The sequence below is a fragment of the Pseudomonas sp. IT-P176 genome (assembly GCF_949767245.1).
Taxonomy (GTDB): Bacteria; Pseudomonadota; Gammaproteobacteria; order Pseudomonadales; family Pseudomonadaceae; genus Aquipseudomonas.
Window position 1 is genome coordinate 36,351 of record NZ_CATKPN010000058.1, and the last position, 7,076, is coordinate 43,426.

Annotated in this window: 12 protein-coding genes; 11 read left to right on the forward strand and 1 reads right to left on the reverse strand. The window is 61.1% G+C overall.

Going from position 1 to position 7,076, the window contains the following annotated elements:
* Positions 1–95: 95 nt before the first annotated feature.
* Both ACM6IP_RS18020 and lpxH read left to right on the forward strand, forming a co-directional pair.
* Positions 96–599, forward strand: a complete 504-nt coding sequence (locus tag ACM6IP_RS18020; protein ID WP_095171372.1) for a peptidylprolyl isomerase — start codon at positions 96–98, stop codon at positions 597–599.
* The gene (lpxH, locus tag ACM6IP_RS18025) at positions 596–1,339 is read left to right on the forward strand and encodes a UDP-2,3-diacylglucosamine diphosphatase (RefSeq protein WP_095171374.1); all 744 of its coding nucleotides are present in this window, start codon (positions 596–598) and stop codon (positions 1,337–1,339) included. Before ACM6IP_RS18020 ends, lpxH begins: the two co-directional genes overlap by 4 nt.
* 76 nt (positions 1,340–1,415) lie before the next feature.
* Here lpxH and ACM6IP_RS18030 read toward each other — a convergent pair whose 3' ends face one another.
* Positions 1,416–1,754 (reverse strand): hypothetical protein, encoded by a 339-nt coding sequence (locus ACM6IP_RS18030; protein ID WP_095171376.1) that lies wholly within the window; start codon positions 1,752–1,754, stop codon positions 1,416–1,418.
* A gap of 168 nt (positions 1,755–1,922) precedes the next feature.
* On the opposite strand from ACM6IP_RS18030, the gene ACM6IP_RS18035 reads away from it, so the two are divergent.
* The 9 genes from ACM6IP_RS18035 to ACM6IP_RS18075 all read left to right on the forward strand — a co-directional run bounded on the left by ACM6IP_RS18035 (position 1,923) and on the right by ACM6IP_RS18075 (position 6,814).
* Positions 1,923–2,171: a hypothetical protein gene (locus ACM6IP_RS18035; protein WP_095171377.1), complete on the forward strand. Its 249-nt coding sequence runs from the start codon at positions 1,923–1,925 to the stop codon at positions 2,169–2,171.
* A gap of 59 nt (positions 2,172–2,230) precedes the next feature.
* Positions 2,231–2,560, forward strand: coding sequence for a DUF6388 family protein (locus ACM6IP_RS18040; protein WP_159996912.1), 330 nt, complete (start codon positions 2,231–2,233; stop codon positions 2,558–2,560).
* Positions 2,561–2,563: 3 nt separating this feature from the next.
* Positions 2,564–3,268 carry a YoaK family protein gene (locus tag ACM6IP_RS18045; RefSeq protein ID WP_095171381.1) on the forward strand — a complete coding sequence of 235 codons (705 nt, stop codon included), beginning with the start codon at positions 2,564–2,566 and terminating at the stop codon, positions 3,266–3,268.
* A gap of 65 nt (positions 3,269–3,333) precedes the next feature.
* Positions 3,334–3,726 carry a sulfurtransferase complex subunit TusD gene (tusD, locus tag ACM6IP_RS18050; RefSeq protein WP_401130954.1) on the forward strand — a complete coding sequence of 131 codons (393 nt, stop codon included), beginning with the start codon at positions 3,334–3,336 and terminating at the stop codon, positions 3,724–3,726.
* Positions 3,727–3,729: 3 nt separating this feature from the next.
* Positions 3,730–4,092, forward strand: a complete 363-nt coding sequence (tusC, locus tag ACM6IP_RS18055; RefSeq protein ID WP_401130952.1) for a sulfurtransferase complex subunit TusC — start codon at positions 3,730–3,732, stop codon at positions 4,090–4,092.
* Positions 4,092–4,391 (forward strand): sulfurtransferase complex subunit TusB, encoded by a 300-nt coding sequence (gene tusB / locus ACM6IP_RS18060; RefSeq protein ID WP_414861994.1) that lies wholly within the window; start codon positions 4,092–4,094, stop codon positions 4,389–4,391. The genes tusC and tusB overlap by 1 nt, the downstream gene beginning before the upstream one ends.
* Positions 4,388–4,723: a TusE/DsrC/DsvC family sulfur relay protein gene (locus ACM6IP_RS18065; RefSeq protein WP_159996922.1), complete on the forward strand. Its 336-nt coding sequence runs from the start codon at positions 4,388–4,390 to the stop codon at positions 4,721–4,723. Before tusB ends, ACM6IP_RS18065 begins: the two co-directional genes overlap by 4 nt.
* Positions 4,720–5,721: a glycosyl transferase family protein gene (locus ACM6IP_RS18070; RefSeq protein WP_095171390.1), complete on the forward strand. Its 1,002-nt coding sequence runs from the start codon at positions 4,720–4,722 to the stop codon at positions 5,719–5,721. The genes ACM6IP_RS18065 and ACM6IP_RS18070 overlap by 4 nt, the downstream gene beginning before the upstream one ends.
* A 91-nt stretch (positions 5,722–5,812) precedes the next feature.
* Positions 5,813–6,814, forward strand: coding sequence for a glutathione S-transferase family protein (locus ACM6IP_RS18075; RefSeq protein WP_414861995.1), 1,002 nt, complete (start codon positions 5,813–5,815; stop codon positions 6,812–6,814).
* Positions 6,815–7,076: the final 262 nt, after the last annotated feature.

A 7,076-nucleotide genomic window follows, 5' to 3' on the forward strand; every position in this document is an offset into this window, starting at 1 on the left:
CGGCACGCTAAACTGCGCACCTTGGCCGACGCTGGCCAAACCGGTTGGGGGCCGTGCGGCCCCGAAACCCACGAATTCCTTAAAGAGTAGCGATCATGACTCAAGTCAAACTGACCACCAACCACGGCGACATCGTCCTGGACCTGAACGCCGAGAAAGCCCCGATCACCGTGGCCAACTTCATCGAGTACGTTAAGGCCGGTCACTACACCAACACCGTGTTCCACCGTGTAATCGGCAACTTCATGATCCAGGGCGGTGGTTTCGAGCCAGGCATGAAGGAAAAGAAAGACAAGCGTCCAAGCATCCAGAACGAAGCGGACAACGGTCTTTCCAACGACAAGTACACCGTGGCCATGGCTCGCACCATGGAGCCGCATTCGGCTTCCGCGCAGTTCTTCATCAACGTGGCGGACAACAGCTTCCTCAACCACAGCGGCAAGAACGTGCAGGGCTGGGGCTACGCGGTGTTCGCCAAAGTGACTGCCGGCACTGACGTTGTCGACAAGATCAAGGGTGTTTCCACCACCATGAAGTCCGGCCACCAGGACGTTCCAGCAGAAGACGTGATCATCGAGAAAGCCGAGATCATTGAGTGATACTGCTGATTTCAGACTTACATCTGGAAGAGGAGCGCCCGGACATCACCCGGGCGTTTCTGGATTTGCTCGCCACCCGTGCCCGCACGGCCAGTGCGCTGTACATACTGGGCGACTTTTTCGAGGCCTGGATCGGCGACGACGCCATGAGCCCCTTCCAACGCTCCATCTGCCAAGCCCTGCGCAACTTGAGCGACAGCGGCACGGCCATCTTTCTGATGCACGGCAATCGCGACTTCCTGTTGGGCAAGGCTTTCTGCAAAGCAGCCGGCTGTACCCTGCTAAAAGACCCGAGTGTGGTGCAACTCGCGGGTGAACCGGTGCTGCTGATGCACGGCGACAGCCTGTGTACCCGCGACATCGGCTACATGAAACTGCGACGTTACCTGCGCAACCCGCTGACGCTGTTCATCCTGCGCCACCTGCCCCTGCGCACCCGCCACGCGCTGGCGCGCAAGTTGCGAAGCGAAAGCCGCGCGCAGACCCGCATGAAAGCCAACGACATCGTCGACGTGACCCCCGAGGAAATCCCGCGGATCATGCAGCAATACGGGGTAAAAACCCTGATCCACGGCCACACGCACCGTCCCGCCATCCACAAGCTGCAAATTGGCGACCTGGCAGCCAAGCGCATTGTGCTGGGTGACTGGGACCGTCAAGGCTGGGCATTGCAGGTGGACGACCAGGGATTCCAACTGGCCGCGTTCGACTTCCCGGTGGCTGCCTTGCCACAGCTGTAGGAGCGAGCTTGCTCGCGATAGCAGTGGCTCAGGCCCCATCGCGAGCAAGCTCGCTGCCACATCTATGGATAACCCCCTACAAGCAGGTCGCCAAAGCCGCCAACCGACGCGTGGCAACCCAGCTATCTTGTACCACGTAATACTTCAACACCCCGCCCTGCACATCGATAAACGACTCAGCCGACCGGGTATAAACAGTAAACCCACCACCGTCCCCCGGCTCCAGGTAACCGCTGGCATCCACCCCAAACACTGCCTCATCCTGCCAGGCAAACTGCACACACTGGGCAACCACCAGATCAGCCTTGTTCGAAGCGAGCGTCTTGTAGGGGCTCTGGGTGCGGGCCTGGTTCATCGTCGATCCCGCACACCCGGCCAGTAACAGCCCCGCCAGTGCCACCAGACAAATACGCATCGTGCTTCCTTAAATAGGTAAAACGGCGACTCTATCACTCCACACCGCCGTCTCGAAGTGCAAAGGCTCTGCTTTACTTCGAGATAAGGCGCGACAGGCCACGGTTATTCACGCACCCTGTCGCGCCATTATGGGCGCCCTGCGCCACGTACTCTTTCTGGAAAACCAATGACCCCCAACGCCGAGCTGTACAAACCGTCCACCGACTACGCCGACAAACTGATCAGCCAGATCGGCCAGACCCCCTCCTGGATTGCCAAGCGCATTGGCGTGACCGACAAACGCATCCGCTACATTCTCGACGGCGAACGCACGGTAAAGGGCGAGACCACGCCGATCCAGATGACCTACACCGAACAATTTGCCCTCGAGTGCCTGGCAGCCGAGGCCAAGGCCAACCGCAAGAAGACTTCCTGACCCGGATCAAGGCCCGGCCCGGTACCGCGCGCATACTTTCATTTTGACCAGGATGATTCATGGCCTCGATCGAATCGCAACACGAACTGGCGCTGCAACGTTTTCTCAATGCCCATCCGGCACTGCGCGAAGAACTGGACCACCTCAATCCGCTGGCTGCCCAGGCCAAAGGCGAGAGCATGGAGCAGTTTCGCAGCGAACACCTGCACCAAGCCTACGAAGCCGAGGCCGAGCGCCTGGGCCTGTTTGCCTGGGAACTGACCTTACAGTTGACCGCCGCTACCCCCGAGGACTTCGCCGCCCAACGGCTGGAAGTGCACAAGGAGGTGGCGCAGATGGCCGGCATGGACTGGCAGGAGTACTGCGAACTGCACGGCCTCGAGCGTTAGCCGATGCTGCCTTCCCCACCCCATCGCGCACCCACCAGCGGGCTGTTGCACGTGCAGAAATGGCGCGGCCGGGTCGGCCTGTGCCTGGTGGCGAGCCTGTCGGTCCTGGCGGGCATGACCGACGCCATCGGCTTCATGGCCACCGGCGACTTTGTTTCCTTCATGAGCGGCAACACCACCCGGCTGGCGGTGGCGATCAGCGCCAGTGACTGGCTACTGACCCTGCACCTGTCAGTGCTGGTGCTGATGTTTATCGTCGGCAACGCCTTGGGCGTGATCGTCAGTCGCATCGGTCGGCGCCGCGCCCTGCCCTTGATGCTGAGTATCGCCGCCCTGCTGTGCGCCGCTGCGGCCTGGCCATTCGAAACGCAATTCCCGGCATTGCTGGCGGCCATTCTGGCCATGGGCATGCTCAATGCCGCCGTGGAGCAGGTCAACGGCCTGCCGATTGGCCTGACTTACGTTACCGGCGCCCTGTCACGCTTCGGCCGTGGCCTGGGGCGCTGGATGCTGGGCGAGCGGCGCACGGGCTGGCGCGTGCAGTTGATCCCCTGGGCCGGGATGTTTGCCGGTGCCGTGCTGGGGGCGATCCTGGAGCAACGGTTCGGCCTGCAAGCGCTGTACGCCAGCGGCTTGTTGGCGGCCGTGCTGGGCATTGTCTCGCTGAAGATTCCGCGCCGCTGGCAACTGGGCTACATGCCACGCTGAATCGCCCTTCGCCGCACCGCCGATAAAGCATTATCATGGCCGCAGATTTATCGTCAGAGTTCGCCATGAAGTTCGCCATCGCGCTGTTTTCTGCCCCTCACGCGCCCTCCTCGCGCCGCGCCCTGCTGTTCGCCCAGGCTGCGCTGGCCGGCGGGCACCAGATCGTACGGCTGTTTTTCTATCAGGACGGCGTCTACAACGCTTCGAGCAGCGTCGTCACCCCGCAGGATGAGCAGGACGTCGCCCAGCAGTGGCGCACCTTCGTCAGTGCGCACCAGCTCGATGGCGTGGTGTGCATCGCCGCCGCCCTGAGACGCGGTGTACTGGACGAGACCGAGGCCAAGCGCTATCAGCGCAGCGCGATCGATGTCGACGCGCCGTGGCAGTTGTCCGGCCTCGGTCAACTGCACGACGCGGTGCAAGACGCCGATCGCCTGATTTGCTTTGGAGGGCCATGAGCCATGCCTAAATCCCTGTTGATTATCAGCCGCCAGGCCCCCTGGTCTGGCCCCGGTGCCCGTGAAGCACTGGACATCGTGCTGGCCGGCGGCGCCTTCGACCTGCCCATCGGCCTGCTGTTTCTGGATGATGGCGTGTTCCAGCTGGCCAGCCAGCAGAATGCCAAGGCCATCCAGCAGAAAGACCTCAGCGCCAACCTGCAAGCCCTTGGCCTGTTCGGTGTCGAAGACCTCTACGTCTGCGCCGACAGTGCCCACGCACGTGGCTTGCAGGCGCAGGACTTGAGCCTCGAAGAACTGCAGCTATTGGCCGCCGGGCAGATCTCGGCCGTTATTGACCGCTATGACCAGGTTATTACCCTCTGATGTCGACTTTGCATGTGTTGTCTCATTCGCCTTTCTCCGACAACCGGCTGGACAGTTGCCTGCGCTTGCTCAGCGGCAACGATGGCCTGCTGCTCACAGGGGACGCGGTCTATGCCCTACAACCCGGCACCACACCGTGCAATCAGTTACAGCAACGGGCTGACAGCCCGCAGCTGTTTGTCCTGGAAGAAGACGTCCAGGCTCGCGGCTTGCCGGTGCCGCAGTGGATCAAGTCCATTGACTACCCGGCCTTCGTCGAACTGTCGATAACCTACGACAAGGTCAACAGCTGGTTATGAACACGCTGACCGTGGGTACACGCCAGATAGAACTGGACAAAGACGGCTATCTGCTCGACCTGGCGGACTGGTCGGCGCAAGTCGCCGACGCGCTGGCGGCCACCGAAGAGCTGCAACTGAGCGCCGAACACTGGGAAATCCTCGAGCTGCTGCGCGGTTTCTACCAGGAGTTCCAGCTATCACCGGCAACTCGCCCGCTGATCAAATACACCGCGCTCAAGCTGGGACCGGACAAGGGCAACAGCCTGCACCTGAACCGCCTGTTCAAAGGCACTCCCGCCAAACTCGCCGCCAAGCTGGCGGGCCTGCCCAAACCGACGAATTGTCTATGACCGATTTCGCCCCACTGCTTACCGAAACGCCCGCCGAACACCCATTTGCCCCCTTCGTGCGCATCCTCGGCAAAGGCAAGCGCGGCGCGCGCAGCCTGACCCGCGAGGAAGCCCGCGAAGCCATGGGCATGCTGCTCGACGACAAGGTCGAGGACACCCAGCTCGGCGCCTTCCTCATGCTGTTGCGGCACAAGGAAGAGAGCCCGCAAGAACTGGCGGGCTTCACCGAAGCCCTGCGCGAGCGCCTGCACGCCCCGCCCTTGGCGGTCGATCTCGACTGGCCGACCTACGCCGGCAAGAAGCGGCACCTGCCGTGGTACCTGCTGGCAGCCAAGTGCCTGGCCCAGAACGGCGTGCGCATCTTCATGCATGGCGGTGGCGCACACACTGCCGGGCGCCTGTACAGCGAGCAACTGCTCGGCGAATTGAACATTGCGTTGTGCCGCAACTGGCAGCAAGTCGGTACGGCACTGGACAACGCTGGCCTGGCGTTCATGCCGCTGATGGACTGGGCGCCGCAACTGCAGAAGATGATCGACCTGCGCAACACGCTCGGCCTGCGCTCACCGATTCATTCGCTGGCGCGGATCCTTAACCCGCTGGGCGCGCGCTGCGGCCTGCAAAGCATTTTCCATCCGGGCTATCAGGCTGTGCATCGCGATGCCAGCGGCTTGCTCGGTGACACGGCGATTGTGGTCAAGGGCGATGGCGGTGAAATCGAGATCAACCCGGATGCCGACAGCCATCTGTACGGCACTGCCGGCGGCGAGAGCTGGGACGAAGAATGGCCACAGCTGTCGGCGCAACGTCACGTCAAGCCGGCCTCGCTGGATATCGAGCATCTGAAAGCGGTGTGGCGCGGCGATGTAGTCGACAGCTATCCGCAAATGGCCCTGATTTCGACCATGGCCCTGGCCCTGCGCGGTCTTGGCCAACCCCGTGAGCAAGCATTTGAAACCGCCGAAAAATACTGGGCTGCTCGCGACAAATCGATTTAACCGATCATTGGCGCCCGATCTTTGCGCTTTTTGTTCGAACTCATCGGAATAGACTCGGCTCCAACGATTATTGGTTTGCGGAGTCTTGATCATGGGTTTACTCGTTGATGGCCACTGGCAGGACCAGTGGTACGAAAGCAGCAAAGACGGGGCGTTCCAGCGCGAACAGGCGAAACGCCGCAACTGGGTCACGACTGACGGCCAGCCCGGCCCCAGCGGCGAAGGCGGCTTTAGCGCTGAAGCCGGGCGTTATCACCTCTACGTTTCGCTCGCCTGTCCGTGGGCACATCGCACGCTGATCTTGCGCAAACTCAAAGGCCTGGAAGGCCTGATCGACGTTTCGGTGGTCAGTTGGCTGATGCTGGAAAACGGCTGGACCTTCGACACTGCGCTCGGATCAACCGGCGACAAACTCGATCACTTCGACTTCATGCACCAGCGCTATACAGCCGACACGCCCGACTACACCGGCCGCGTCACCGTGCCGCTACTGTGGGACAAAAAGCTCAAACGCATCGTCAGCAATGAATCGGCCGAGATCATCCGCATGTTCAACAGCGCGTTCGATGACTTGACCGGCAATGACCTGGACTTCTACCCGGCACCGCTGCACGGCGAGATCGATGCGCTGAATGAGCGGATCTATCCGGCCGTGAACAATGGCGTGTATCGCGCAGGGTTTGCCACCTCGCAACAGGCATATGCAGAGGCGTTTGATGAGGTGTTTGCCGAGCTCGATCACCTGGAGCGTGTCTTGGGCGCAAACCGCTATCTGGCGGGGGAGTACCTGACTGAAGCGGATGTGCGCTTGTTCACTACGATGATCCGGTTCGATGCGGTGTATCACGGCCACTTCAAGTGCAACCTGCGTCGGATAGCCGATTACCCGAACCTGTCGAACTGGCTACACGAACTGTATCAATGGCCGGGGATTGCCGAGACTGTGGACTTTACCCACATCAAGAATCACTACTACGCCAGCCACAAGACCATCAATCCGACGGGGGTGGTACCAAAAGGACCGCAACAGGATTTCAACGCGGCCCATGATCGGCAGCGCTTGAGTGGCCAGGGGGTTTGGCGTAAGGCCTGATGTTGCGGGGCTTTTGAAGGCCCTATCTCGGCATAGGTATCTACACAACGTTGTAGCGGCCTCTGGGGGGGGGTTGGATTAGGCGGAGTACATATCCATTCTTGCGATAATGGCTGATATGGGTTCCGCTTTTACAGCGGCTCACTTTTGAACAGCGCAAAAGTAAGCAAAACGCTTTTACCCCACCACTCGGTGCCTCGCTTAGGCTCGGCATGCCCGTACTCCGACATTGATTTGGGGGGTCGCCGCAATGGGCCATCCC

Excerpts from the sequence above, each read along its gene's own strand:
- tusC (WP_401130952.1), top strand. The coding sequence starts at position 3,730 with ATGCCTAAATCCCTGTTGATTATCAGCCGCCAGGCCCCCTGGTCTGGC.
- ACM6IP_RS18065 (WP_159996922.1), top strand. The coding sequence starts at position 4,388 with ATGAACACGCTGACCGTGGGTACACGCCAGATAGAACTGGACAAAGAC.
- ACM6IP_RS18030 (WP_095171376.1), bottom strand. The coding sequence starts at position 1,754 with ATGCGTATTTGTCTGGTGGCACTGGCGGGGCTGTTACTGGCCGGGTGT.
- ACM6IP_RS18075 (WP_414861995.1), top strand. The coding sequence starts at position 5,813 with ATGGGTTTACTCGTTGATGGCCACTGGCAGGACCAGTGGTACGAAAGC.
- ACM6IP_RS18040 (WP_159996912.1), top strand. The coding sequence starts at position 2,231 with ATGGCCTCGATCGAATCGCAACACGAACTGGCGCTGCAACGTTTTCTC.
- ACM6IP_RS18045 (WP_095171381.1), top strand. The coding sequence starts at position 2,564 with ATGCTGCCTTCCCCACCCCATCGCGCACCCACCAGCGGGCTGTTGCAC.
- ACM6IP_RS18035 (WP_095171377.1), top strand. The coding sequence starts at position 1,923 with ATGACCCCCAACGCCGAGCTGTACAAACCGTCCACCGACTACGCCGAC.
- ACM6IP_RS18070 (WP_095171390.1), top strand. The coding sequence starts at position 4,720 with ATGACCGATTTCGCCCCACTGCTTACCGAAACGCCCGCCGAACACCCA.
- tusB (WP_414861994.1), top strand. The coding sequence starts at position 4,092 with ATGTCGACTTTGCATGTGTTGTCTCATTCGCCTTTCTCCGACAACCGG.
- ACM6IP_RS18020 (WP_095171372.1), top strand. The coding sequence starts at position 96 with ATGACTCAAGTCAAACTGACCACCAACCACGGCGACATCGTCCTGGAC.
- tusD (WP_401130954.1), top strand. The coding sequence starts at position 3,334 with ATGAAGTTCGCCATCGCGCTGTTTTCTGCCCCTCACGCGCCCTCCTCG.